Source organism: Cognatishimia coralii (genome assembly GCF_037478305.1).
Taxonomy (GTDB): domain Bacteria; phylum Pseudomonadota; class Alphaproteobacteria; order Rhodobacterales; family Rhodobacteraceae; genus Cognatishimia; species Cognatishimia coralii.
Genome location: NZ_JBBGAZ010000001.1, coordinates 381072 through 406365, shown reverse-complemented (window position 1 = coordinate 406365; position 25294 = coordinate 381072). Strand labels below are relative to the sequence as shown.

General features: G+C 56.6%; 28 protein-coding genes and 1 tRNA gene. 16 read left to right on the top strand and 13 right to left on the bottom strand.

What is annotated here, in order from left to right:
• Positions 1-2 precede the first annotated feature (2 nt).
• The gene (locus WG622_RS02060) at positions 3-1070 is read right to left on the bottom strand and encodes a PAS domain-containing sensor histidine kinase (protein ID WP_209356258.1); all 1068 of its coding nucleotides are present in this window, start codon (positions 1068-1070) and stop codon (positions 3-5) included.
• 331 nt (positions 1071-1401) lie between these two features.
• On the opposite strand from WG622_RS02060, the gene eno reads away from it, so the two are divergent.
• From eno to WG622_RS02045, 3 genes are all read left to right on the top strand, one after another.
• The gene (gene eno / locus WG622_RS02055) at positions 1402-2679 is read left to right on the top strand and encodes a phosphopyruvate hydratase (RefSeq protein WP_339402070.1); all 1278 of its coding nucleotides are present in this window, start codon (positions 1402-1404) and stop codon (positions 2677-2679) included.
• Between the two features lie 111 nt (positions 2680-2790).
• Positions 2791-3381, top strand: a complete 591-nt coding sequence (locus WG622_RS02050; protein WP_339402069.1) for a GNAT family N-acetyltransferase — start codon at positions 2791-2793, stop codon at positions 3379-3381.
• Entirely contained in the window at positions 3378-3800 is a 423-nt protein-coding gene (locus WG622_RS02045; RefSeq protein WP_339402068.1) for a cupin domain-containing protein, read from the top strand. The genes WG622_RS02050 and WG622_RS02045 overlap by 4 nt, the downstream gene beginning before the upstream one ends.
• Positions 3801-3878: 78 nt before the next feature.
• Here the strand turns inward: WG622_RS02045 and WG622_RS02040 are convergent, their stop codons facing one another.
• Complete coding sequence (locus tag WG622_RS02040; protein ID WP_339402067.1) at positions 3879-4985, bottom strand: anhydro-N-acetylmuramic acid kinase; 1107 nt, start codon at positions 4983-4985, stop codon at positions 3879-3881.
• 61 nt (positions 4986-5046) lie between these two features.
• On the opposite strand from WG622_RS02040, the gene tyrS reads away from it, so the two are divergent.
• Both tyrS and WG622_RS02030 read left to right on the top strand, forming a co-directional pair.
• Positions 5047-6297, top strand: coding sequence for a tyrosine--tRNA ligase (gene tyrS, locus WG622_RS02035; protein WP_339402066.1), 1251 nt, complete (start codon positions 5047-5049; stop codon positions 6295-6297).
• Positions 6298-6429: 132 nt separating this feature from the next.
• Positions 6430-7185 (top strand): SDR family NAD(P)-dependent oxidoreductase, encoded by a 756-nt coding sequence (locus WG622_RS02030; protein WP_339402065.1) that lies wholly within the window; start codon positions 6430-6432, stop codon positions 7183-7185.
• 51 nt (positions 7186-7236) lie between these two features.
• On the opposite strand, the gene WG622_RS02025 is transcribed toward WG622_RS02030, so the two are convergent.
• The 3 genes from WG622_RS02025 to WG622_RS02015 form a co-directional block, all read right to left on the bottom strand.
• Positions 7237-9042: an ABC-F family ATP-binding cassette domain-containing protein gene (locus tag WG622_RS02025; RefSeq protein ID WP_339402064.1), complete on the bottom strand. Its 1806-nt coding sequence runs from the start codon at positions 9040-9042 to the stop codon at positions 7237-7239.
• 41 nt (positions 9043-9083) lie between these two features.
• Positions 9084-9815, bottom strand: a complete 732-nt coding sequence (locus WG622_RS02020) for a GNAT family N-acetyltransferase (RefSeq protein WP_339402063.1) — start codon at positions 9813-9815, stop codon at positions 9084-9086.
• Between the two features lie 70 nt (positions 9816-9885).
• Positions 9886-10335: an outer membrane protein assembly factor BamE gene (locus WG622_RS02015; RefSeq protein ID WP_209356249.1), complete on the bottom strand. Its 450-nt coding sequence runs from the start codon at positions 10333-10335 to the stop codon at positions 9886-9888.
• A gap of 86 nt (positions 10336-10421) precedes the next feature.
• On the opposite strand from WG622_RS02015, the gene WG622_RS02010 reads away from it, so the two are divergent.
• The 8 genes from WG622_RS02010 (at position 10422) to WG622_RS01975 (ending at position 15812) form a co-directional block, all read left to right on the top strand.
• A complete protein-coding gene (locus WG622_RS02010) occupies positions 10422-10976 on the top strand; it encodes a YceD family protein (RefSeq protein WP_339402062.1) in 555 nt (184 codons plus the stop codon).
• Between the two features lie 141 nt (positions 10977-11117).
• Positions 11118-11324, top strand: a complete 207-nt coding sequence (gene rpmF, locus WG622_RS02005) for a 50S ribosomal protein L32 (RefSeq protein ID WP_209356247.1) — start codon at positions 11118-11120, stop codon at positions 11322-11324.
• A gap of 22 nt (positions 11325-11346) precedes the next feature.
• Positions 11347-12447, top strand: coding sequence for a phosphate acyltransferase PlsX (gene plsX / locus WG622_RS02000; protein WP_339402061.1), 1101 nt, complete (start codon positions 11347-11349; stop codon positions 12445-12447).
• A 3-nt stretch (positions 12448-12450) separates the two neighbouring features.
• Positions 12451-13422 carry a beta-ketoacyl-ACP synthase III gene (locus WG622_RS01995; RefSeq protein WP_339402060.1) on the top strand — a complete coding sequence of 324 codons (972 nt, stop codon included), beginning with the start codon at positions 12451-12453 and terminating at the stop codon, positions 13420-13422.
• 114 nt (positions 13423-13536) lie between these two features.
• Complete coding sequence (gene ihfA, locus WG622_RS01990) at positions 13537-13839, top strand: integration host factor subunit alpha (protein ID WP_209356244.1); 303 nt, start codon at positions 13537-13539, stop codon at positions 13837-13839.
• Between the two features lie 11 nt (positions 13840-13850).
• Entirely contained in the window at positions 13851-14537 is a 687-nt protein-coding gene (locus WG622_RS01985) for a MerR family transcriptional regulator (protein ID WP_339402059.1), read from the top strand.
• Positions 14538-14599: 62 nt separating this feature from the next.
• A tRNA-Pro gene (locus tag WG622_RS01980) sits at positions 14600-14676 on the top strand.
• Between the two features lie 56 nt (positions 14677-14732).
• Positions 14733-15812: a 2'-deoxycytidine 5'-triphosphate deaminase gene (locus tag WG622_RS01975; protein WP_339402058.1), complete on the top strand. Its 1080-nt coding sequence runs from the start codon at positions 14733-14735 to the stop codon at positions 15810-15812.
• On the opposite strand, the gene WG622_RS01970 is transcribed toward WG622_RS01975, so the two are convergent.
• The 6 genes from WG622_RS01970 to argS are packed head-to-tail and all read right to left on the bottom strand — an operon-like array spanning position 15813 to position 21209.
• Entirely contained in the window at positions 15813-15977 is a 165-nt protein-coding gene (locus WG622_RS01970) for a hypothetical protein (RefSeq protein ID WP_209356241.1), read from the bottom strand.
• Between the two features lie 60 nt (positions 15978-16037).
• The gene (gene scpB / locus WG622_RS01965; RefSeq protein WP_339402057.1) at positions 16038-16709 is read right to left on the bottom strand and encodes an SMC-Scp complex subunit ScpB; all 672 of its coding nucleotides are present in this window, start codon (positions 16707-16709) and stop codon (positions 16038-16040) included.
• A gap of 1 nt (position 16710) precedes the next feature.
• Positions 16711-17499, bottom strand: coding sequence for a segregation and condensation protein A (locus tag WG622_RS01960; protein WP_339402056.1), 789 nt, complete (start codon positions 17497-17499; stop codon positions 16711-16713).
• Positions 17500-17502: 3 nt separating this feature from the next.
• On the bottom strand, positions 17503-18495 hold the full coding sequence (gene nagZ / locus WG622_RS01955) for a beta-N-acetylhexosaminidase (protein ID WP_339402055.1): 993 nt from the start codon (positions 18493-18495) through the stop codon (positions 17503-17505).
• Positions 18492-19415, bottom strand: coding sequence for an SPOR domain-containing protein (locus WG622_RS01950; protein ID WP_339402054.1), 924 nt, complete (start codon positions 19413-19415; stop codon positions 18492-18494). Before WG622_RS01950 ends, nagZ begins: the two co-directional genes overlap by 4 nt.
• Before the next feature lie 48 nt (positions 19416-19463).
• Positions 19464-21209, bottom strand: a complete 1746-nt coding sequence (gene argS / locus WG622_RS01945) for an arginine--tRNA ligase (protein WP_339402053.1) — start codon at positions 21207-21209, stop codon at positions 19464-19466.
• 153 nt (positions 21210-21362) lie between these two features.
• Here argS and WG622_RS01940 point away from each other — a divergent pair, with 153 nt between their 5' ends.
• Positions 21363-21737, top strand: coding sequence for a VOC family protein (locus WG622_RS01940; protein ID WP_339402052.1), 375 nt, complete (start codon positions 21363-21365; stop codon positions 21735-21737).
• On the opposite strand, the gene WG622_RS01935 is transcribed toward WG622_RS01940, so the two are convergent.
• Positions 21721-22875, bottom strand: a complete 1155-nt coding sequence (locus WG622_RS01935) for a deoxyguanosinetriphosphate triphosphohydrolase (protein ID WP_339402051.1) — start codon at positions 22873-22875, stop codon at positions 21721-21723. The two genes, WG622_RS01940 and WG622_RS01935, sit on opposite strands and share 17 nt — an antisense overlap.
• A gap of 100 nt (positions 22876-22975) precedes the next feature.
• Between WG622_RS01935 and WG622_RS01930 the strand changes: the two genes are divergently transcribed.
• Together WG622_RS01930 and xth are read left to right on the top strand one after the other, a co-directional pair.
• Positions 22976-23299 carry a HesB/IscA family protein gene (locus tag WG622_RS01930; RefSeq protein ID WP_339402049.1) on the top strand — a complete coding sequence of 108 codons (324 nt, stop codon included), beginning with the start codon at positions 22976-22978 and terminating at the stop codon, positions 23297-23299.
• A 39-nt stretch (positions 23300-23338) separates the two neighbouring features.
• Positions 23339-24118 (top strand): exodeoxyribonuclease III, encoded by a 780-nt coding sequence (gene xth, locus WG622_RS01925; RefSeq protein WP_339402048.1) that lies wholly within the window; start codon positions 23339-23341, stop codon positions 24116-24118.
• On the opposite strand, the gene WG622_RS01920 is transcribed toward xth, so the two are convergent.
• Positions 24115-25287 (bottom strand): FAD-dependent monooxygenase, encoded by a 1173-nt coding sequence (locus WG622_RS01920; RefSeq protein ID WP_339402047.1) that lies wholly within the window; start codon positions 25285-25287, stop codon positions 24115-24117. The genes xth and WG622_RS01920 overlap by 4 nt on opposite strands.
• Between the last annotated feature and the right edge of the window lie 7 nt (positions 25288-25294).

Genomic DNA, 25294 nt, shown 5'->3' with positions numbered 1-25294 from the left:
CCTTAGCTTACTAAAGGAAAACGCGCCCAGAAGGTCGCGCCACCGTCTTCATTGTTGAAATAGCCAATTTCACCATCCATGCCTTCGGTCATCTGTTTACAGATCGACAGACCAAGACCGGTGCTTTTGAACTTTTTCTTGCCGGTAGTGTGCGCTTGGGTAAAGCGTTGGAACATCTTACCTTCGAGCTCATCTGGCACGCCAGGACCGTGGTCGCGCACGGCAAACTCCACCTGTCCTTCTTTGATATTCAGACCCAACTCGATTTCAGATTCAGCAGGCGAAAATTTAATCGCATTGGACATTAAGTTCGCAAGGATCTGTTGCAGGCGGTTTACGTCTGCATTGATGTAAATCGGATCATCGCCAGGCTCGCCAGCGACAGAAATCTTCTGACCGTCTTGGATATAGCCCTGCATAGACAGAACTGCATCTGCGGCTGCATCGCGTACGTTCACCTTTTCCAGGTCGTAATGCATTTCGCCGGATTCAATGGACTTAAAGTCCAGGATCTCATTAACCATGTGCAGCAAGCGGTTGCTGTTGCGCTGAGCCAGTTGCATGAGGTTTCCGATGGGTCCGGGCAATTCACCGAGTTGACCGCTATTGGCCATTTTCAGAGCACCAAGAATAGACGTCAAAGGCGTACGCAATTCATGGCTGATCATCGCCAGATAGTCATCCTTGGACTTCTCGCGCATGACAAAATCGGTCACATCCGTGTGCAAGCCAACCATTTTCAGAGGTTTATTGTTCTCGCCCCATTCGGTGATGCCGACGTCGGACTGAATCCAAATCCATTCGCCATCTTCGTGACGAAACCGAAATGTCACTTTGCTGCGCTTGATTTCGCGCGCGAACATTTTTGCGTCTTCTGCTTGAACGGTTTCCAGATCGTCAGGATGTACGCGGGACAGCCATTCTTCCTGAGCAAGGATTTCTTCGTCGACATCCAGGCCGATCATCCGTTTCCACGCCGGAGAGGCAACCGAAATACCGGTCACAAGATCTAACTCGAATACACCAATGCCGGCATCTTCAAGTATGTCGAACGTATTTAGCTTTTCCATACCTGTCCCAGTCGCGCTTTTCGCTTCGACCATGAGATTGCTTACAACTGCTCTTAACACAACGCTACCCTGCTCTTGTGGTTATTCAAAAACCTCTTCGAATACCAGCGAAAGCGTCAATAACGAGGAAATTAGCCCAGAATTTGACCCAAACTTGCACTTTTTACGAATTTAAATAGGTGAGCCAGAGGCGACTCTCCCTCATAAAGGTACTACCTAGAAACTGTAACAATTTTAAGTAGTATTTTGTTAGCGCTATCGGCTGTCGTTTACATTTCAAAATAGCCTGCTATTACAGCGCCAACTGAATTTACTGCCGGGACATCCTATCATGAGCACCATCATTGACATCCACGCACGCGAGATTCTGGACAGCCGGGGCAACCCGACCGTCGAGGTTGACGTTACCCTCGAAGACGGCACCGTGGGCCGCGCAGCTGTGCCTTCTGGCGCTTCAACTGGCGCTTACGAAGCGGTGGAAAAGCGTGACGGCGACAAAGCGCGTTATCTTGGCAAAGGTGTTCTCGAAGCCTGCGCCGCTGTAAACGGCGAGATCGCGGAAAACCTGGTGGGCATGGATGTCACCGAACAGGTGGCCATCGATTCCGCGATGATCGAGCTGGACGGCACCCCAAACAAAGCACGTCTGGGCGCAAACGCTATTCTTGGCGTGTCTCTGGCTTGCGCAAAGGCAGCGGCAGATTTCACCGCGCAACCTCTGTTCCGCTACGTCGGCGGCACCTCGGCCCGTGTCCTGCCCGTTCCAATGATGAACATCATCAACGGTGGCGAGCACGCAGATAACCCAATCGACATTCAAGAGTTCATGATCATGCCGGTGTCCGCCAGCAACGTGAAAGAAGCGATCCGCATGGGCGCCGAAGTCTTTCACGCGCTCAAGAAAGAACTGACGGCTGCAGGTCACAACACCGGTATCGGTGATGAAGGCGGTTTTGCACCAAACATCGAAAGCACGCGCGCTGCTTTGGATTTCATCAAGGTTGCTGTTGAGAAAGCCGGCTATGAGTTGGGCAAAGACATCTATCTGGCGCTGGACTGCGCGTCCTCTGAGTACTTTAAGGACGGCAAATACGAGCTGAAGGGCGAAGGTAAATCCTTGACGTCCGAGGAAAACGCGCAATACCTCGCAGACCTCTGCGCCGACTACCCAATCATCTCCATCGAAGACGGTATGGACGAGGACGACTGGGCCGGCTGGAAAATGCTGACGGACCTGATCGGTGACAAGGTGCAGCTTGTGGGCGACGACCTCTTTGTGACCAACCCTGCCCGTCTGGCGGACGGTATCAAGCAAGGGGTCGCGAATTCTATGCTGGTCAAAGTGAACCAGATCGGCTCGCTGACCGAAACGCTGAAGGCCGTAGATATGGCGCACCGCGCGCGCTATACCAACGTGATGTCCCACCGTTCTGGCGAAACCGAAGACGCGACCATCGCGGATCTCGCGGTCGCCACCAACTGTGGTCAAATCAAAACCGGCTCTCTCAGCCGCTCTGACCGTCTGGCGAAATACAACCAGTTGATCCGCATCGAAGAAATGCTCGGCGAAACTGCGGAATATGCAGGCGCGGGCATTCTGAAAAGCTAAGCGACCTTAGCAACAGTTTCAAAAGCCCCGCCAAATGGTGGGGCTTTTTTCGTTCGAGTGATTGCCTTTGATCGCCCGCCATGATCTCTGTCCAAGAAAAAGAGGTATTGAATGCTGAGTGCCGGTTTCCATCAAGTTCCAAAGGGCCATGTGACCACTGTGGTGACACATCTGGAGATGCATGCGCCTCAGACGCGCCCGACGCCTGAAATTGAAGGTGTGAGTTTCAAAAAGCACGACACTGTTGCACCATCGGACTATCGGAAACTCTTTCGTCGGATTGGAGAAAACTACCTCTGGTTCTCGCGCCTCCATCTGAGCGATGAAGAACTGCTCGAGATCTTTGGAAACCCGGATTACGACCTCTACACATTGCAACGCGCTGGTGAGGACCTTGGCTTGTTAGAGTTGGATTTTCGCGAGACTGGGGCGTGCGAGCTTGCGTTCTTTGGATTGGACGATGCCCTGATCGGAACCGGAGCCGGACGATATCTTATGACCCAAGCGATCACTCTGGCGTTTCAACGCGCTATCACACGGTTTCACGTCCATACATGCACGTTAGATAGCCCTCAGGCCTTGGCTTTCTATATGCGCAGTGGCTTTAAGCCCTACAAGCAAGAGATTGAAATCGCAGAAGATCCCCGCTTGTCCGGAGACCTCCCGATGACCGCAGCCCCACAGATTCCGGTATTCCCATGACTCCAGCAGAAATTATCAAACACCTCGACCTCACACCACATCCAGAGGGTGGACATTACCGCCAAACCTGGATCGCGGATGAGGACGGTCGGCCCTCTGGCACGTCGATCTATTTTTTGTTGCAAGCGGGTGAAAAATCACATTGGCACGCCGTCGATGCCACCGAGATCTGGCACTACTACGCCGGCGCGCCTCTGCTGTTGCACCTGTCAGCAACCGATGCAGGTCCGGCGACCACGCATACACTCAGCCCCGACTTTGCCAAAGGGCATGCTCCTCAACTGATCGTACCAAAGGATCACTGGCAGGCGGCGGAGACCACTGGGGAGTATACTTTGGTAGGATGCACGGTATCGCCAGCGTTTCAGTTTGAGGGCTTCACCCTCGCCGCTCCGGATTTTGATATCCCGCGCGATTAACTTTTATGCCTCCGGCGGGGATATTTCTGGCAAGAGAAAGACCGGTTTCATCTTGCTAAAAATACTCAAATCCGAGCCTTAAGTTGGCTCGCTGAGGGTGCCTCCGCCTACGAGGGCCATAACACCAGTCGTGGCAGGACTTGAGGTCGGCAGGCCTCGTACTACACGCGTTGCGAGATAGGCAAAGGCTTGCGCTTCGAGCATGTCGCCGTTGAGGCCACAGGCTTCTATTGGCGCGACGGGACAATCCAGAGAGACCGTCAGCATTTCCATCAAAACGGGATTGTGACGTCCACCGCCGGTGACAAATACTTGTGACGGAGGCTCTGGACAGTGATCCATGCCTTGCACCACGGCAGCGGCGCTCATCGCCGTTAGGGTCGCAACCGCGTCTGGGGTCGAGAGTTCAGAAACCAACCCGATCATTTCGGAAAAATCGTTTCGGTCCAGAGATTTAGGCGGAACTCTTGTGAAATAGACCTCTTGCAAAAAGAGTTCCAGCGCACCGGTTTCTACCGTGCCTTTGCGCGCCTTGGCTCCGTCTTTGTCAAAGGGCTGGCCGGTCTGCGCCAGCATGAAGTCATTGATCGGCGCATTCGCAGGGCCTGTGTCAAACGCCAGCAAAGCGCCCTCTTCTTCCGCGAACTCGCATTGCGGATTGACCCAAGTGATATTGCCCACGCCGCCTAGGTTCAGGAACACCACTGGGTGGTCGCATTCAATTTTCCTGGCACAGGCAAAATGAAAAAACGGTGCCAGCGGCGCGCCTTCTCCGCCCAGCTTGATGTCTGCGGAGCGAAAGTCCCACACGGTTGGCACAGATAGCGCTTCGGCTAGCGCGAGGCCATCTCCGACTTGCAAGGTTCCGCGACCACGCGGTTCATGCGACAGTGTTTGACCGTGAAAGCCGAAGAGGTCGCAATCTGTGAACGCGCTAAAGGCCTCAAGATGCGCCTCTTGAATGACTTTGGCCGCTGCGTCGACCTCGTCTCCGGTCCATTTGCCTAAAGCCGCGCGCAGCACTTCTTGTTCGCGTGATGAGTAAGGCCGAAATGCGTGGCGATCTGTGGCTTCAAACGTCACACCATCGGTCTCGATCACCGCCACATCGACGCCATCCAGCGACGTACCCGACATGGCACCTGCGACACGAATTGGACCCTTGCTCAATTTGGCCTTCAACATGGTCTTTTCCTTTGCGGCCCGCCTGCTTATAGATGCGCTCATATCATATGAGACGGATACCATGACCTACCACCCCAAATCGGATTTCATTGCAGTGATGATGGAGCGCGGCTTTCTGGCTGATTGCACCGATTATCAAGGCCTCGACGAAGCTCTGATCAAAGGCGTGGTGCCGGGCTATATCGGCTTTGATGCGACGGCGAAGTCGTTGCATGTGGGATCCTTGATTCAAATCATGATGCTGCGTTGGTTGCAAAAGACCGGTCACAAGCCGATCACCCTGATGGGAGGAGGTACGACCAAGGTCGGCGATCCTTCGTTCCGTGCGGATGAGCGGCCTTTGCTGACCGAAGATCAGATCAATGACAATATCAGCGGCATTCAGAAGGTTTTTGCGAAGTATATCGACTATGGTGACGGCGAAACCGATGCCTTGATGCTGAACAACGCGGAATGGCTGGATGGGTTGAACTATCTGGAATTCCTGCGCGACATTGGCCGGCATTTCTCTGTGAACCGGATGCTGTCGTTTGAATCGGTCAAATCGCGACTGGATCGGGAACAGAGCCTGAGTTTTCTTGAGTTCAACTATATGATCCTGCAGGCCTATGACTTCCTTGAGCTGAACCGCCGGTATGGCTGTTTGGTGCAGTTCGGCGGCAGCGATCAATGGGGCAATATCGTCAACGGGATCGACCTGACCCGTCGCGTCATTGACGAGCAGATTTTTGGCCTGACATCCCCCCTGCTGACGACCTCTGATGGTAAAAAGATGGGCAAGTCGGCGGATGGTGCGGTCTGGCTCAATGCTGAAATGCGCAGCCCTTACGAGTTCTGGCAGTTCTGGCGCAATACAACGGATGCAGATGTGGGCCGCTTCCTAAAGCTCTATACAGAGCTGCCGGTGGAGGAATGTGATCGTCTGGGCGCTTTGGCGGGGTCTGAGATCAACGACGCAAAGATCATCCTGGCAAATGAGGTAACGACTCTCTGTCACGGCGCAGATGCTGCCGCAGCGGCAGAGTCGACGGCGCGTGAGGTCTTTGAAAAAGGCGGCGTTGGTGCAGATCTTCCGACGCTTTCGTTGAGTGCTGATGATATTGGTGACGGTATTTCCGTCGTGCAGTTGATCGTGAAATCCGGCCTCGCGAAATCCGGCAAAGAGGCCAAGCGCTTGATTGCAGAGAACGGCGCGAAACTGGATGACCAGCCACTGACAGAAGCTGGACGGGTGTTTACTGCGGCCGACCTCACCTCTCCGATCAAACTGAGCGCGGGCAAGAAACGCCATGCTTTGGTGCAATTGGCATAGGGCTGAACGTCCAAGAGAGTAAGGAGAGCGCCCTTTGTGGCGCTCTTTTTGTTTCGACGTTCGGTCACATTGGACTTGATGCGTAGAGCAGAGGTAAGTGAACGCACGTTCAATTAGACTTCGGAGATCCTCATGAAACTCGCTACTACCGCCGCCGTTATCTCTGGGGCCGCTTCGGGTCTGGGTGAGGCCACTGCACGGCATTTTGCAGAGCAAGGCGGGCGAGTTACGATTCTAGATCGCGATGTCGAACGCGGTCAGGCGGTCGCCAGTGAGATGGGCGGGTATTTTGTTGAAACCGATGTGACGGATGAGGCCTCTGTCAAAGCAGCCATGGGTTTTGCCGTTGAAAAGATGGGAAAAATCACGGCAGCGGTGAATTGTGCAGGGATTGCGCCGGCGGCGAAGACTCTGGGGCGCGATGGGCCTCATGATCTGGCAATGTTTCAGAAAGTCATCGACATTAATCTGGTCGGCAGCTTTAACGTCGCGCGCTTAGCCAGTGCGGTCATGGCCGAGAACGCGCCGGAACCAGACGGTGCGCGGGGTGTGATCATCAACACGGCCTCTGTGGCCGCCATGGAGGGTCAAAAGGGCCAAGCAGCCTATGCAGCCTCAAAAGGTGGCATTGTTGGCCTGTCCTTACCCATGGCGCGGGATCTGGCGAAGCAAGGCATCCGTGTGATGGCCATTGCGCCAGGGATCTTTAAGACGCCCATGTTGATCGGGCTGGGGCAAGAGATCATGGATGGATTGGCAGCGGATGTCACATGCCCTCCGCGTCTTGGTGATCCATCTGAATATGCTCGTTTGGCAGGGTTTATTGTGGAATGCGGTTATTTGAATGGTGAGGTGATCCGCATCGATGGGGCTTTGCGGATGAAATAGTCGAGGGGCCAGCCCCTCGAGCTCCCCGGGATATTTATCGCAAGAGAAAGCCTAGCCCTCGGCTTTCTCCTCTAACTCCATCCATTCTTCTTCGGCCTTGGAGACAGCCTCTTGGCGTTCGACCAGGGCTTCTGTCGCTTTCTGGAATTTCAGGGGCTCTTTGGTGAAGAGTTCGGGGTCTGACATGAATTCTTCGAGCTTGGCGATTTCGGCCATCAGGCGATCGATTTCGGCAGGCAACGCATCGAGGCGCTTTTGTTCGGCAAAAGTAAGACCCTCTTGTGGGGCTTTCTCTTGCTTTACCTTTTCCTTTTTGGGCTTTGATTTTTCGACCTTTTCCGGCGCATCGGCTTTGCGTTGCGCGCGATAGTCAGACCAGCCGCCGGCATAGACAATCGCCTCACCGTTGCCCTCCATCGCGATGGTCGTGGTCGCCACGCGATCGAGGAAGTCACGGTCGTGGCTGACGAGAAGCACGGTGCCGTCGTAGTCATCCAGCAGCTCTTGCAAGAGGTCGAGCGTTTCAACATCCAGATCGTTGGTGGGTTCGTCGAGAACCAGCAGGTTGCTTTCCTTGGCCATGAGTTTTGCCAGCAAGAGCCGCGCTTTCTCGCCGCCAGACAGAGACCGCACAGGTGCGCGGGCCTGACGTTCGTCAAAGAGGAATTCCTTGAGATAGCCAACCACATGTTTGGGATTGCCACGCACCATGACTTGGTCGGCTTTGCCGGAAACGCGCATCTCGGGGTCTCCGGTCAGGCTGTCCCAGAGGGTCATGTCTGGGTCAAGCTGGGACCTTGTCTGGTCAAACACCGCGGGGATCAGATTTGTGCCAAGAGTGACGGTGCCCCTATCAGGCGCCTCTTGGCCCATGAGCATTTTGATCAGCGTCGTTTTACCCACTCCGTTGGGCCCGACAAAGGCGATCCGGTCGCCGCGTTGCACCAAGAGATCCAGCTTGCGCACGATAGGTTTGTCGTCGAAGGCCTTCGCGAGTTCTTTGACCTCGATGACCTTTCGGCCGGATTTCGGCCCCGCCTGAAACTCCATCGCGGCAGAGCCCTGACGTTTGATCTGCGCCGCCCTTTCCGCGCGCAGGCCTTGCAAAGCACGTACGCGCCCCTGGTTGCGCTTGCGCCGCGCGCTGATGCCTTCAACCGCCCAACGCGCCTCGGCCTTGATCTTGCGATCCAGCTTGTGGCGCTGCATGTCTTCGTCTTCCCAGGTCTTGTCGCGCCAGGCCTCGAAATCGGCAAAACCCTTGTCTTGGCGACGCACCATTCCCCTGTCAATCCAGAGGGTTGCGCGGGTGAGTTCACGTAAGAATGCGCGGTCGTGGCTGATCAAAACGAAACCCGCGCGGGTGGCTTTCAGTTCGCCTTCAAGCCAGGCAATCGCTTCGATATCGAGGTGGTTTGTCGGCTCGTCCAACAGCATCAACTCTGGCGCTTCGGCCATGAGTTTCGCCAATGCCGCGCGGCGACGTTCCCCGCCTGAGGCGGTCTCCACGGATCGCGCAGGGTCAAACTTCAGCCCCTCACCGGCCCGTTCCACTTTATAGAGTTCGCCGGCATCCAAACCAGAGGAAGCGAAATCGCCGAGCGTCGCGAAACCCTCCATCGTGGGGTCTTGCTCCATATAGCCAACCGACACGCCCGGTGGCACGGTGATCGCTCCTTTGTCGGCCTCAACCAATCCGGCCATCACCTTCATCAAGGTCGACTTGCCAGACCCATTGCGCCCAACCAAAGCCACACGGTCGCCCGGTTGCACGACCAGATCAAGGTTATCAAACACCGGATCTCCGCCGAAGGTCAGCGAGATCTCACTTAATTGCAAAAGAGGTATACGAGCCATGGCGACCAGCTAAAGCCGCCCTTAGCAGAGGTCAACCAGCATCAGGCGGACATGGCCCGTAAGAGGCGTTTGCGCGCGGGGGGAATCGCTTTGATCTCAAGGCCGGTGAAGACATGCAGCGTGTTCATCTGCTCATCGACTACAGCATGGTCGCTGACCCAGCCGCCCATCATCAGATAGGTGCGCAGCAAGGGGGGCATGCGCAGTTGCGCTTGCTTTAGGTCAGGTTTCCGGCGCTGGCGTGCCGCGAATTGAAACACTTTGGGCGCTTTGACCCGCGGCAACCAGCGTTTGGGCGCAATATGACGGTCGCGCAGCATGGCGAAGGCGTCGAAATACTCTTTGGCATCCGTGCCTTTGAAGGAGGAACAGCCAAACAGTAGCTCCACATTGTTGTTATCGACATAGGCTGTCATGGCCGCCCAGGCGACGCGTAAGATATCTGGGTCTTGGACGTCGGGATGGATGCAGAAACGTCCCATCTCGACCATTGTGCCCTGAAAGTTTTGCAAGGCGCTTAATTCGTAATATTGCGCCGAATAGCTCTGCGCGATCTCATTACCGGAATTTAGCGGCAAGAACCGGAAACAGCAGACCAGATCCCCTGATTTGCGGTCTTTCACCAGAATATGTGTGCAGATCTCGTCAAAGGCGTCGGCATCCAATCCGTCTACCCCTTTGAACGCCAGATGCCTGAGACGTTGCGCGGCCTCGATCTCTGCGCGCGTCGTCGCTTCAAAAGCTTCGTAGCGGGATTTCATCAAGCCAACCATACCAGGGCCTCACTCTTTCGTTCGACCCCGATATAGGTGCTCTGCCATGACAAGATAATGACAGCGTGACTTAAAGCAGCGCGTTCGGATCAAAACTGCCAAGGTTGCCCAAAAGCTGGCGGATGAAGGAGATGTTGTTCAGACCATTGTCTGTCACGCGACGCGACAGCACGACGACTTGTCCGTCCTCAAGGCCAAAGCGTTCGACGTTGGACACAATCCCATTGTTGTCAAATGTCACCGCCACCAGTTCTCGGCTGATTTCAGTTGGGCGGCTTGGGCCAATAGTGCGCACGCGGCTGCGGACGTAATAGAACCCGCCGTCTTCTAGCACACCACCCGCTGTAGGTGCACCCAGCGTTTCTGCGACACTGTCTTTAGTGTCCACACCGATCACGACTTCGGCCAGTTCTTCTTCGCTGGGCACATAGCCGTGGTTGCGATATTGCGCGGAACATCCCGCCCCAAGAATACACAGAGCGAAAATAGCCGCTTTCACTGGTTTTTTCATATTGGCCATCCCTGCCCTCTTGTCTTGGCTTTCCGAGATACTTATCGGCTAAGAGAATGAAGGATCAAGGTTCAATTGCGAAAAGGAAAATTCCGATGCCTGCATCAGAGCCCGCAAAAACCATATATGCTGTTGCGGAGTTGCCCCAGAATAAGGCCGTTTCCTTTAAGATCGTGCCCGAGGGTGACGCGTTAAAGACGCTGGCTGACGAGCTTGGCATCCTTGATCTGCGCAAACTGCGCTTTGAAGGCGAGATCAAAGCGCGCGGCAAACGTGATTGGGTTGTGAAGGGCCAATTGGGCGTGACTGTGGTGCAGGCCTGTGTGGTGACGCTTGATCCTGTGACGACACGGATCGACGCGCCGGTGGAACGGCTGTTTCTTGCCAACTACGCCGCGCCGACCGAAGAGGAATACGAAGTGACCGATGAGGATTCGGCCGATCCTCTGGGCGACACCATCGATTTGTCTGAGGTCCTCATCGAAGAACTCGGCCTCAATCTGCCGCTTTACCCGCGCGCGGACGGCGCTAATCTCTCCGAATCCGTCTTTTCCGAACCGGGAATCGCCCCCATGCGAGACGAAGACGCCCGCCCATTTGCAGGGCTTGCCGGTCTGCGGGATCAACTTGCACAGAAAGACGAGAAATAACACTTGCGTTGCGGCAATTTCTGACTATTTTCGCGCGCTCATCGGAATTTAGCGTTGGACTTGGCCAAGCGATCATCGTAAAGCCTCGGAACGCTCAGAAATCGGGCCACTTTGGCCCCCAAGCATTGAATAGGTTGCGACATGGCTGTCCAGCAGAATAAAGTATCCAAATCACGCCGCAACAACCGTCGCGCGCATGACGCATTGGTTGCTGCAAATCCAAACGAATGCCCAAACTGTGGTGAACTGAAACGTCCTCACCACGTCTGTGCGTCCTGCGGTCACTATGACGACCGCGAAGTCGTCGCTATGGCTGACGAAATCGATCTGGACGACGAAGCGGCATAAATAAACGGAACTTGGGGCCGCTATGTCCGTGTTAAGTGAAGAACAGAACGCGGGTGAAAAGCGCACCATTATTTCCGTAGACGCCATGGGTGGCGACCGAGGGCCGGCAACTGTTGTTGCCGGTATTTCTCGTTCTGCGAAAAAGAACCCTGATATCGGGTTTATCCTGCACGGCCCTAAGGATGAGCTGGAAAAGCTCGTGGCGCGGCGCAAGCTTTTGGCGGGCCGCGTTGAGATTCGCGATGCCGCGGATGTCGTCACAATGGACGACAAGCCCAGCCAGGTGATGCGCTCGGGCAAGAACACATCCATGTGGTCTGCCGTCGATTCTGTACGCAATGGCGAAGCAGATGTCTGCGTGTCCTGTGGCAACACCGGCGCTTTGATGATGTTGTCGGTCGTGCGTCTGCGCAAACTGCCGGGTGTGAACCGCCCCGCGATTGCGATCCTTTGGCCCTCCAGCAACCCTCAGGGGTTCAACATTATGCTCGACGTGGGCGCGGATATTCGCGCGGACGAGCGGGACCTGATGCAATATGCGCTGATGGGTGTCTCCTATGCCCGCAACGGTATGGAGCTGGATCGCCCGCGTGTTGGCCTGCTGAACGTGGGCACCGAAGAGCACAAGGGCCGCGCGGAACTGAAAGCCGCGCATGAACTGATTTCTGAAAAGGCCGATGAGGCCAATTTCGACTTCGTAGGCTTTGTCGAAGGCGGAGACATCCCGGGCAATAAAGCCGATATCATTGTAACCGACGGTTTCACCGGCAATGTCGCTTTGAAAACCGGCGAAGGCACCGCGAGCCTGATCGGCAACCTGCTGCGCGAAGCCTTTAAATTCTCACCAATGTCCCGCTTTGCGGCTTTGCTGGCCTACACCAGCCTGCGCCGTCTGACCAAGCGCATCGACCCGCGCCGTGTGAACGGCGGCGTCTTTTTGGGCCTCAACGGAACCGTTGTGAAATCCCATGGCAGCTCAGATGCCACAGGCGTCTCCGCCGCCATCAAACTCGCCTTTGTCCTGGCGCAATCCGGTTTCAGCAAAAAGCTTGCTGCGCGGGTTGCATCTACGGTGCAACTCCCCCAAGATGACGTGGGGACAGGCGAGAAGAACGGAAAATAAAACATGACATTACGCGCTGTCGTGAGAGGGGTTGGTCACTACCTGCCCGAGCGTATCGTACCCAATGCAGAGTTCGAAAAGACTCTGGATACCTCCGACGAATGGATCAAAAGCCGCTCCGGCATTGAACGCCGCCATTTCGCCGCCGAGGATGAAACCACATCAGATTTGGCCACTAAGGCCGCGCAGGCCGCTTTGGAAAACGCAGGGCTTACGGCTGACGACATCGACGCAATCGTTCTTGCGACCTCGACTGCAGACCTTACCTTCCCGTCTGCCGCCACCATGGTGCAAAACAACCTCGGCATGACCAAAGGCTTCGCTTTTGACGTCCAAGCCGTTTGCGCGGGCTTCGTTTTTGCGCTGACCAACGCCAATGCTTTGGTGGTCTCGGGTCAAGCCAAGCGCGTTCTGGTGATCGGCTCTGAAACCTTCTCTCGCATCATGGATTGGAACGACCGCAGCACCTGCGTGTTGTTTGGCGACGGTGCCGGTGCGCTGATCCTTGAAGCACAAGACGGCACGGGCACATCCGAGGATCGCGGGGTTCTGGCGACCGATCTGAATTCTGACGGCCGCTATCGCGATATCCTTTACGTGGACGGCGGGATTTCCCAGCGCACCACGGGTTTCCTGCGTATGCAGGGCAAAGAAGTCTTCCGCCACGCGGTGGAAAAGCTCGCGAAAACAACACAAACGACGCTGGATGCGGTTGGTATCACGACTGATGACGTCGACTGGGTTGTCCCGCACCAAGCCAATATCCGCATCATCAAAGGCATCGCCAAAAAGATGGATATGCCGATGGAGCGTGTGGTTGTAACCGTGCAAGACCACGGCAACACCTCCGCCGCGTCGATCCCGCTGGCCATGTCTGTCGCGCAAGCCGAAGGCAAGATGAAACCCGGCGATATCGTCGTCACTGAGGCCATCGGAGGCGGTCTGGCCTGGGGGTCTGCGGTCATTCGCTGGTAACATCCCTGCCCGTCACGCATGATTATTGCTTAAACCCTTGTTTCCAAGTCATTGTTCTTGACTTGGAAAAAACCCTTCACGTAATGTGACCGAAAGTGACAACGGGGGTTGAAGATGAGTGAGAATACACTGACACGGATGGATCTAAGCGAAGCGGTTTTCCGCGAGGTCGGTCTGTCTCGAAATGACTCAGCGCAGCTGGTTGAAAGCGTGCTGACCTATATGTCTGACGCGCTTGTCAAAGGCGAGCAGGTCAAGATCTCGTCTTTTGGTACCTTCAGCGTGCGCGACAAGGCTGCGCGTGTGGGTCGCAACCCGAAAACCGGTCAGGAAGTTCCGATCAATCCGCGCCGTGTTCTGACCTTCCGTCCGTCGCATCTGATGAAAGATCGCGTCGCGGCAGGCAACAAGAAATAAGCCGACCTTAAATGCCCAAATCCAGAGACGCTTTTCGCACCATTAGCGAAGTTGCCGAGTGGTTGGATGTCCAGCCACACGTCCTAAGGTTTTGGGAATCCAAATTTTCTCAGGTCCGCCCTGTGAAACGGGCTGGCGGTCGGCGGTATTACCGTCCGGCCGACATGCAGCTTTTGGGCGGCATCAAGAAGCTTCTGCATGATGATGGGATGACCATCAAAGGCGTGCAGAAACTGCTGCGCGAAAAAGGCATCAAAGAGATCTCTGCCCTGTCCAAAGCAGTGGACAGCGACGAGGCCGAAGCCGCGGCCATCGAAGCCACAATCGCACGTGAGCTTCCTGAGGCGATTGAAAAGCCAGAGGTAGATCCGCTTGAGGCGCAGATCTCTGACATCGTTGCGCGCGAGACGCCGCAAGAGGCCGAAGAAGAGAGCGGAGCGCCTGATGAGGCGCCAGCTGCAGCGACCGAGGACGATGACTTCGAGGACATCACTCTTGAGCCCGCGCCAGAAGTCAAAAGCGCCGTTCCACGCAATCCATTGGCGGATGTGGCCGAAAGCTGGTCTATGCGCGAAGCGCTGATCGCCGAGCTGATGACAACCCAGGATATCGACCCGGCACATCACGCCAAAATGGCCCAATCGCTCAAGGCGCTTCAGGCGGTGATTTCTCCTGATCAAGCGGCGGCCTCTGCGTGAAAGAAAAGCTGGAATTTGGGTCTTGCCCCTCCGGGCAAAACCGTTATGAACGACACCATCGTCGGGCTATAGCGCAGCCTGGTAGCGCGTCCGTCTGGGGGACGGAAGGTCGCAGGTTCAAGTCCTGCTAGCCCGACCAAAACAAATCGCTCGAGTGCTGCTCGCCTCGGGCGTTTTGTGTATCTGGAGGATGACATGCCCGGAGTTCTGCCGAGCCAAGCCATTGAAACCATGATCGAAAATGGCGAGATCACGCTTGATCGTCCTTTGACAGAAGGTCAGGTGCAACCCGCCAGTCTGGATCTGCGTTTGGGCACAGTGGCCTATCGCGTCCGCGCGTCTTTTCTGGCTGGTGAGGGTCGCACCGTCTCAGAACGTCTCTCTGATTTCGAAATGCATCGCATCACACTGACCGAGGAAGGCGCGGTTCTGGAAAAGGGCTGTGTCTATCTGGTTCCTTTGATGGAAAGCCTCGCCCTGCCCCACGGCATCACGGCGGTTGCGAATGCGAAGTCCTCAACCGGGCGTCTGGATTTGTTGACCCGTACGATCACGGATGGTGGCACGGAATTCGACCGAATTCCGGCGGGCTACCGTGGCCCGCTTTACGCAGAAATCTGCCCGCGCTCTTTCTCGGTTCTGGTGCGCCCTGGAATGCGGCTCAATCAGATTCGGTTCCGTGATGGGCAATCGGTTCTGTCTGACGACGCTCTGCGCGCGTTGCATGCAGACAGCCCGCTTGTGGACGTGGATGCGGTGATTGACGAAGGTCTTGGCTTCTCTGTCGATCTTAAGCCCGCTGAGGGCACCCTCGTCGGCTATCGCGCGAAACCGCATACCGGCGTCATTGATCTGGAAAACATCGGCCACTACGACCCTCAGGAATATTGGGAAGAAGTGCGCAGTGACAATGGCCAGATCATCCTTGATCCCGGCGCTTTCTATATCCTCGTCAGCCGCGAAGCCGTTCAAATTCCGCCGGAATATGCGGCAGAGATGGCGCCTTTCCTCGCGATGGTCGGAGAGTTCCGCGTCCATTACGCAGGCTTCTTCGACCCCGGATTCGGACATGCCTCAGCAGGCGGTGCTGGGTCTCGGGGTGTGCTCGAAGTCCGCTGCCACGAAGCGCCCTTTGTGCTGGAGCACGGGCAGGTCGTCGGACGTCTGGTCTATGAGAAAATGGCTGAGCTGCCAGAACAGCTTTACGGCCGCGAAATCGCGTCAAACTATCAGGGGCAAGGCCTGAAATTGTCCAAGCATTTCAAGTCGGTGTGATCACATCCGGCTGGCGCGACGCACGACACGGACCGCATCATTGGTGCGGCGTTTGTCGAACTTTGGCCCCCCACGTTGCGCCATCATGTCGATGCCTTTGTTGACGCCCTGACGCATCAGGCGGCGCATGACCATGCGGACAATCATGTGAAGAACGCGATCCATCGCTAAAGCTCCTTGCCGTTTCATCCAGAGCTAGCAGGTAAATGGGACGAGATTAGGGCGCTATTCCTCAAACATTTCAGATTGGTTCACATCCGGGTCGTCGTCCTCAGGTTCCACCGGAGACGGCACAGCACCCGGCGGCGGACGGTTGTCCAAAAGCCCTGCAGCCCGCAGTTCCTTGAGCCCCGGCAAATCGCGCGCGCTTTCCAAGGCGAAGTGATCCAGAAAGGTCGGCGTCACCACAAAAGTAACAGGCCGTCCCGGTGTCATCTTGCGGCGTCCAAAGCGGATCCACTCCATTTCCAAGAGTTGATCGACCGTGCCACGGCTGACCGACACGCCGCGGATCTCTTCGATTTCTGCGCGTGTGACGGGCTGATGATAGGCGATGATCGCCAAGGTCTCGATGGCCGCGCGCGAGAGTTTACGCGTCTCAACCTGTTCATTTTGCATGAGAAAACCAAGATCAGGGGCCGTGCGAAAGGCCCAGGCATCTCCGATCTTACTTAGCTGCACACCCCTGCCCTCATAGCGTTTCGCTACATGACCAAGCGCCTCGGCCGCGTCGCTGCCGTGGGGCATGCGTGCGTTCAATTGCGCGACGGTCATGGGATCAGAGGTAGCAAAAAGGATCGCCTCGACCATACGCTCCTGTTCGCCCATCGGAGGCGCTTCGAACAGACTTTCTTCGATATCAGGCGCTGTCTCTTGAACGTCGGTGTCTTCAGTCATTTCACATCTCTCGGCGGCGCAGCTCAATCGGCGCGAATGTTTCGGATTGGCGAATTTCGACTTTGCCCTCTTTGGCCAGCTCCAGCGAGGCCGCAAAAGTTGCCGCCGTGGCCGATCTGCGTTTCTGGGGGTCGTTTTCCCAGCCATCAGGCAGATAGCTCAGGATATCTGTCCATGTGCCCGCAAAGCCTATCATTCCCCGCATGCGTTCCAGCGCCTGCTCCATAGTGAACACCGCCTCGCGATCCATCACAAATGGGCGGAACTCATCCTTCGTGCGAATGCGCGCATAGCCCTGCATCAGATCCAAGAGCGTCGCCGTATAGGTGATGGTTTTCTTGGTCTCGACCCGCTCGGTGAGGCCGCGGGCAAAGAAATCGCGGCCTAGACGGTCCCGCGCCATCAATTTCGCGGCGCAATCGCGCATGGCTTGCAGGCGCTCGAGCTGAAAGGCCAGATGCGCGGCCAATTCTTCGCCGCTGGGGCCTTCTTCTTCGGGATCTGGCGGCAACAAGAGGCGGGATTTCAAGAATGCCAGCCACGCGGCCATGACCAGATAATCCGCGGCCAGCTCGATCCGCATCTGTTTGGCCTTTTCGACGAATGCCAGATATTGCCGCGCCAGTTCGAGAATCGAAATCGTGCGCAGGTCGACCTTTTGCGTGCGTGAGAGCGTCAGTAGGACGTCCAAAGGCCCTTCGAACCCGTCCACATCCACGACAAGCGTTTCCGCCGCTACGCGTTCGGCCACGCGGTCGTTCTGGAGTTGGGTTACGAAATCGTCGCTCATGCCCTACCTGCCCGTTAGGCCGTCAAGCTCGGCTGTTAAGGCCGCCATGTCAACCTTTGCGCGAGGTCTGCGGGCGGCCAAGGCGCGCATGGCGCGTTCGGTGGCCTGATCGCCCATAATGCCTGCTTCCTTGGCGACCATTTGCATCTCGGCGAGGTCTCCGTTGCAGTGAAGTATGACGTCGCAACCGGCATCAAGGCTGGCCATGGTGCGCTCCTGCATCGTACCGCTTAACGCCTGCATCGACAGGTCATCACACATGAGCAGGCCGTCAAAGCCGATGTCATTGCGAATGAGGTCGACCATGAGCTTTGACGTTGTGGCGGGCGCATCGTCATAGGCCTCGTAAACCACATGGGCCGTCATCGCCATTGGGACGGAGTTGAGCGCTTTGAACGGTGCGAAATCTATGTCTAGGTCTGCGCGATCTGCACCGGTTCTCGGGAGCTCAAAGTGGCTGTCCAGTACCGCCCGCCCGTGCCCGGGAATATGTTTCGCAATGGGCAGGACACCGGCGTCCAGCAAGCCCCGCGCGGCGGCAAGACCGAGCTCGGACACGACTTCTGGCGACGTCCCGTAGCAGCGGTTTCTTAGGAACTCATGCGTGTCCGGCTGCGCGACATCCAGCATAGGCGCACAGCTCGTGTCGATACCATAAGACAGTAGTTCCTGCGCGATGATCCGGTGGCGGAGATAGAACCCGCGTTCAGCGTGTTCGCCGAGTGCGGCGGCGTGATCCAACGGTGGTAGCCAGTCTCGCGCGAGCGGTGGGCGTAGACGCTGAACTCGGCCACCTTCTTGGTCAATCAGGACGGGGGCATTATGCCCAACGGTCTCGCGCAATTCAGCGCAGAGCGCGCGAAGTTGATCGCCGCTGTCGATATTGCGCGCGAAAAGGATAAAACCGAAAGGATTGTATTCCTTGAAGAAATCACGCTCATCTGAAGTAAGCTCGAAACCCGAGCAGCCAAAGATCGCGGTCCCAAATGGGCTCATCGTGTTACGACCGGAATGCAATCGGCGTTCTGCGCCTTAAGCGCGGAACATAGGCGGCGCGCGTCGCTGAGATCGGCAAATCCTACGGCCCGCAGACGGTAGAAGGTCTTCCCACCGCTTTCGGCCTTTTGGATAATCAGATCTTTGTCACCGAGATAGGCGCTGAATTTGGATTGCAGTTTCTGCCACTGATCCTGCGCGATTTCAGGGCTGGCAAAGGCGCCGAGTTGAACCAGTCGCGTGCCTGCTGGCAGGCTTGAGCCGTCGTTGATCGCAGGGACTGCTGGCAGAGCCGCAGATACGGTTTCGCTCGCGCTAGGACGCAATCGAGGACGCAGAGATTTACCAAGCCCACCGGCAACGGCTCGGACAGGGCCATAGGTCTCACCCGCGCCCACAATCGGATCTTTTTGGATTTTCCCAGAAGGTGAGGTCGTCGCAAACCCGGTCAGATCAATCGGCTTTGGTGCCGTGATCTCAGCACCCGACGATTGCCGCGTTGCGGTGCGTGCCGCCAAATCGATGGCTTCGCTCGACAGCGTCGCGTCCTCGGACGTTAGATCCACAGAATTCGGGGCCAAAACCAAACGATCACCGGGCGCTTGCGCGGTCCCTTCGGCGGCCACTTGATTGACAGACAACCCCTGATGCGCCGCTTGCGATCCACCCGGATCCACCGGCTGCTCGCGCATCGGTCCATCCAAAGCGCGCACCACCGGCACGCCGGATACATCGCGCGACAAGAGCGAATGCCCCCACATCACCGCGCCCACAATCAATGCCAAAGAAATCGCAGCCCCAGCCCAGTTGGTCACGGTGCCCAAAACAGCACCGGGATCACTGTCGGAGTGCGGTCCATCCATCGGAATCTGCGCCATGATCGCCTCTGCTCTGTCGGCGATCTGCGGGTCGTTGCCCATTCTCGCCGGGGTTCGCTTGCCTTTGCCTCACCCCGACATCTTGTGCATTCAACGCATCTCTTGTGCCGGAGTTACCCCCAGAATACCAAGACCTGCAGAAATAACAATGGCTACGGCCCGTGCCAGCGCGATTTTCGCCTGTGTGGCTTGGGCGTTGTCCTCTTGGACAAAGCGCAGCTCCGGCTTGTCCTTGCCCATGTGGTAGAGGCTGTGCAGCTCTGAGGCGAGTTCATAGAGGTAGAAGGCCACACGGTGCGGCTCGTTTGTACGCCCCGCGATTTCCACGAGACGCGGCCATTCGGCAACCTTTTTGGCCACGGCGATTTCAGCCGGATCAGACAGCAGAGACAGGTCAGCGCACGCCAGATCGGCATCTGTGACAGCCGCTCCGGTTTCACCCGCTTTCTTCAACGCAGAACACACCCGCGCGTGGGCGTATTGCACGTAAAACACCGGGTTGTCCTTGGATTGCTCGAGAACCTTGTCGAAATCGAAATCGAGCGGCGCGTCGTTTTTGCGGGTCAGCATCACAAAGCGGGTCACATCTGCGCCCACCTGCTCGACCACGTCGCGTAGGGTCACAAAGTTCCCGGCCCGTTTGGACATCTTGAACGGCTCGCCGTTTTTCCAGAGTTTCACGAGCTGGGTCAGTTTGATATCGAGCGGCGTTTGCCCGTCTGACAGCGCAGACACAGCCGCTTTCATCCGTTTGACATAGCCTCCGTGGTCGGCCCCAAAGATGTCGATCAGCTCGTCATAGCCGCGCTGCACCTTGTCGTAATGGTAGGCAATATCCGGCGCGAAATAGGTCCAGGCGCCATCGGATTTCTTGACCGGACGGTCGACGTCGTCGCCATGCTCTGTGGATTTAAAGAGCGTCTGCTCGCGAGGTTCCCAATCCTCTGGCGTTTTGCCTTTCGGAGGCTCAAGAACGCCTTCATAGATCAGGCCCTTCGCCTCAAGCGACGCAAGAGCATCTTCGATCAACCCTGTGCCATACAAGGATTTTTCAGAGAAGAACTTGTCCATCGTGACATTCAAGGCCTTCAGGTCATCGCGGATCAAATCCATCATCGCAGCTGTTGCGAATTCGCGGATTTCAACCAGCCAGACGCTCTCGTCCTGACCGACGTAGGCGTCGCCCACCTTGTCCTTCAACGCCTGACCGACAGGCACCAGATAGTCCCCCGGATAGGTGCCATCCTCAAAGGCCACGTCCTGACCATGCGCCTCCAGATACCGCAGGTAGACAGAGCGCGCCAAAACGTCGACCTGCGCGCCGCCGTCGTTGATGTAGTATTCGCGCGTAACGTCGTATCCCGCGAAATCGAGCAGGGACGCCAAGGCATCGCCAAAGACCGCACCCCGCGTGTGACCCACATGCAAAGGACCGGTCGGGTTCGCCGAAACATACTCCACGTTGACCTTCTTGCCCTGCCCCATGCCGGACCGACCAAAGTCCGCACCAGTCTCCAGCACGTTCTTCACCAGATCCCGCCACAGGGTTTCGGACAGACGAAGGTTGATAAATCCTGGGCCCGCGACCTCAGCGGACTCAATCCGAGGGTCCATCGCAAGGTTCTGAACCAAGAGCTCTGCAATATCGCGCGGCTTCATCTGTGCGGGTTTCGCCAGCACCATCGCCGCATTGGTCGCCATATCCCCATGGGCCGCATCACGCGGAGGCTCAACCGCCACATTGTCAAAGCTCAGCCCGCGGGGCAAAGAGCCCTCGGACAGCATGGCATGCAGGTTGTCGATCACCAGCTCGCGGATCTGGGAAAAGAGGTTCATCGGTGTATCCTTTTTGCTCTCGAGCGGGTTTACCACCCTTATGGCGCGCGTCAATGGAAACAAGCTGCTGCCGCCTTCTGTCAGCCGCTTTGTCTATACGAGCCGGACACCGCGGGTCACCGCATTCACTCCTCACAGAAAGACACAAGCGTTATGAAGTTGAACTATTTGGTATTGGGCACGAACGATATGGCGGGTTCGGTCAAATTTTACGAAGCTCTGTTTGATCAAAGCGATGTCACACAGTTGATGACGACGGATCGTATGACCTATTGGCAAGGTCCTGATTTCACCTTTGCCGTCGCGGAACCCTTTGACAAAGAGCCCGCGACCAAGGGCAATGGCTCTATGTTGGGCTTTACGCTGGACAGCAACGAAGAGGTCACGCGGCTCTATAACCGCGCGCTGGAACTTGGTGGCACCTGCGAAGGCGAGGTCATGCAACGTGGACCGTATTTCTCTGCCTATGTGCGCGATCTCGACGGCAACAAACTCTGTTTCGGAGCCGTGGCTACAGAGGCAGCTTAGTACCTGTTAGCCGTTCATATTCCGTCAGCGCGAAACGGTCCGTCATCCCTGCGATGTAATCGGAAACCATGCGCGCAATCGAGACCTCATCGTTGAGGCGCTCTATGTCGGAATGCCAGCGAGCGGGCAGAAGGTTTTTGTCCTCTAAGAACAGCGGGAAAAGCGTTTCAACGACTTTGGTCACCTGAATGCGCTTTTCTACCACCGACGGCGCGCGATACATGCGCTTAAAAAGAAATGATTTAATTTCGACGATCTGCGCCCAGACATCCTCTGAAAACGCAATGACCGGCGCACCATATTCGCGGATCTCTTGCGCTGATTTGGCATCTGCTTCGGCCAAAAGCCCCCGAGACGTGTCGATCACATCCCCCACCATGACACCAAACACACGGCGCAGAGCCTCGTGTTTACGCCGGTTGCGGTCGAGCTTTGGATAGAGCCGATCTACCTCGGCAAAACAGTCTCCGATGATGGGCAAATGACAGATCTCGGCCTCGGTAAAGAGCCCCGCGCGCAGGCCATCCTGCAAATCGTGGTTGTTATAGGCCACGTCATCCGCCAAAGCCGCAACCTGTGCTTCGGCACTTGCGTGGGTGTGAAGTTCCAAATCAAAGGTCTGATTATAATCGGCCAACGCGTAAGGGATGTTGTCTCCGGTCACAGGACCATTGTGCTTGGCGATGCCCTCAAGCGTTTCCCACGTCAGGTTCAACCCATCAAAATCCGCATAGTGCCTTTCAAGGGACGTCACGATCTTGATCGCCTGCGCGTTGTGATCAAAGCCGCCATAAGGGGCCATCAACTCATGCAGCGCATCCTCTCCGGTATGCCCAAATGGCGTGTGACCCAGATCATGGGCCAAGGCGACGGCCTCGGTGAGCTCTTGGTTCAACCCCAAAGCGCCCGCAATCGTCCTTGCGACCTGAGCAACTTCGATCGAATGGGTCAGTCGTGTGCGGTAGTAGTCGCCTTCATGCTCCACAAAGACCTGCGTTTTATGTTTCAGACGACGAAAGGCGCTGGAATGGATGATCCGGTCACGATCCCTCTGAAAACAGGACCGAAAGGCGCTTTCTTCTTCTAAAAATGCGCGACCCCGAGCCAAAGTGGGATCAGATGCAAATGGCGCGATCATGTTGCGCCTCCTTGTGGACTACTCTTGCCCGACATATATTGTAGATCGCATCAGGTTCATAGGCGACTCAAGCGCCCAAATGCCTGTCAGGAGTAAGAAAATGCAACTGCCACCGCGTGTAACGCCCCGAGCATTTGAACAACTCGCCGAAATCGGCGCGGCCGATCAGGGTCAGGCCCTGCGTGTGGCTGTCGAAGGTGGCGGCTGTTCCGGCTTTCAGTATGAGATCAAGCTGGATCAACCGGCAGAGGATGATCTGGTGCTTGAAGGCAATGGCGAGAAAGTCGTCGTGGACTCTGTGTCCCTGCCCTTTCTGTCAAATGCGACCATCGATTTCACCGAGGAACTCATCGGCGCGCGGTTTGTGATCGAAAACCCGAATGCATCAAGCTCTTGCGGATGCGGCACCAGCTTCTCTATGTAAGACACCAAAGAGCGCTCGTCTGAGAGCGATGAGGGGCCCATGAAAGTCGCGACATTTAATATCAACGGCATCAAAGCCCGCATCGAAGCTTTGCCCGCATGGCTGGATGAGTCTCAGCCCGACGTCGCGCTTTTGCAGGAAATCAAATCTATAGACGAGAACTTCCCACGCGAGATGTTTGAGGATCGCGGCTATAACGTTGAAACCTTTGGACAAAAGAGCTTCAACGGCGTCGCAATCCTGTCCAAGTTCCCGCTTGAGGATGTTGTGCGCGGCCTCCCCGGCGAGCCTGAAGACGAGCAGGCCCGCTGGATCGAAGCAACTGTGATGGCAGACACGCCGATCCGCGTATGCAACCTCTATCTGCCCAATGGCAATCCTGTGCCGGGTCCGAAATACGATTACAAACTGCGCTGGATGGCGCGGCTTCAGACCCGCGCTGAAGAACTGCTGGCGTCTGAGGAACCGTTCCTCATGGCCGGCGACTACAACATCATTCCACAGGACGAAGATGCCCGCCGTCCCGAGGCCTGGCACGAGGACGCCGCCGCCCTGCCCGAAAGCCGTGCGGCCTATCGCCGTCTGTTGAACCTTGGGTTCACCGAAGCCTTCCGCGCGCGCACTTTGGGGCCCGAGCATTATTCCTTCTGGGACTATCAGGCAGGTGCCTGGAACCGCGATGACGGCATTCGCATTGACCACTTTCTGCTTAGCCCGCAATGCGCGGATCTATTGCTCGATTGTCAAATCGACAAAGAGGTGCGCGGGCGGGAAAAGCCCTCAGATCACGTGCCAGTCTGGGTCGAACTGGCGGCCTAATATTGCGTCACATCGTGACGATAGATCCAATCAAACTGCGACATCATCTTCCCCGGAGCCAATGCCCCGCCAAGCCGCATGACGCTATGGGCCGCAAAGCGCAAAGGCGGGAAACTGAGGTGATAGCGCCAGGCGTTCTTGCTGGCGGTCTCGACGATTTTTGACACCCGCGCGTGCCGTTTAGCCTGATAGACCGCGAGACCTGCTTCTATGCTATCCGTTTCGCCCAGAGAGGAAGCCAACACCCAGGCATCCTCGATCGCCATCACCGCGCCTTGTGCCATGAATGGGAGCGTTGGATGGGCGGCGTCACCTAGCAAAGCAAGCCGATCACTATGCCACTTTGTTGCAACCGGATGTCTGAAAAGCCCCCATTTCCCAACGGCTTGCGCGCCGCGCATCAAGCTTTTCACGTCCTTGGAAAAGCCCCCAAACACCGAGAGTAAATTCTCAGGGTCATCCTGCGCCACCCAGCTTTCTTCGCTCCACTCGCCGCGTTCTTCGACGGCCACGAGATTGACCATATCGCCGCCCCTTAGGGGATAGCTGACCACATGTTGCTTGGGCCCCATATGAACACGGGCCACGTCGGGATGACCGATAGTATTCGCTACAATCGTGCGCCAGGCCACCTGCCGCGTGAAGAACGGAGCCAGGGTGCCGTTCAAGGTTTTGCGCGCGACAGAATGGAGACCGTCTGCCGCAACGATTAGGTCGGCTTTTCGTTGCGAACCAGTGGCCGTGCTGACAACGGCCGGTCGAGCATCGGTGACGGTTGCGACCTTCTGGTCCAAGGATATTTGAACACCGGCAGCGCGGGCCGCAGACCCCAATTCCTCAATCAAATCAGCACGATGCAAAAAGAGGTACTGTTGATCTTCGCCCAACCGATCAAGATTCAACCGCGTGACCAAACGCGACGCGCGATAGTCGCGCAACTCCACCGCCTGCGCGCACCGTCCGATGTTTTGGATTTCATCGCCCAGCCCCAAGGCCCGCAGCACGCACATCCCATTCGGAGATATCTGAATACCTGCCCCAACCTCGGTCATCTCGAGTGCCTGTTCCAGCACCTCGACCTGCGCGCCACGCTGCGCCAGGGCGATGGCCGCGGTCAAACCTCCGATGCCACCCCCAATGACGCAAATATTCAGACCCAAAAGACTCATGTCCCCT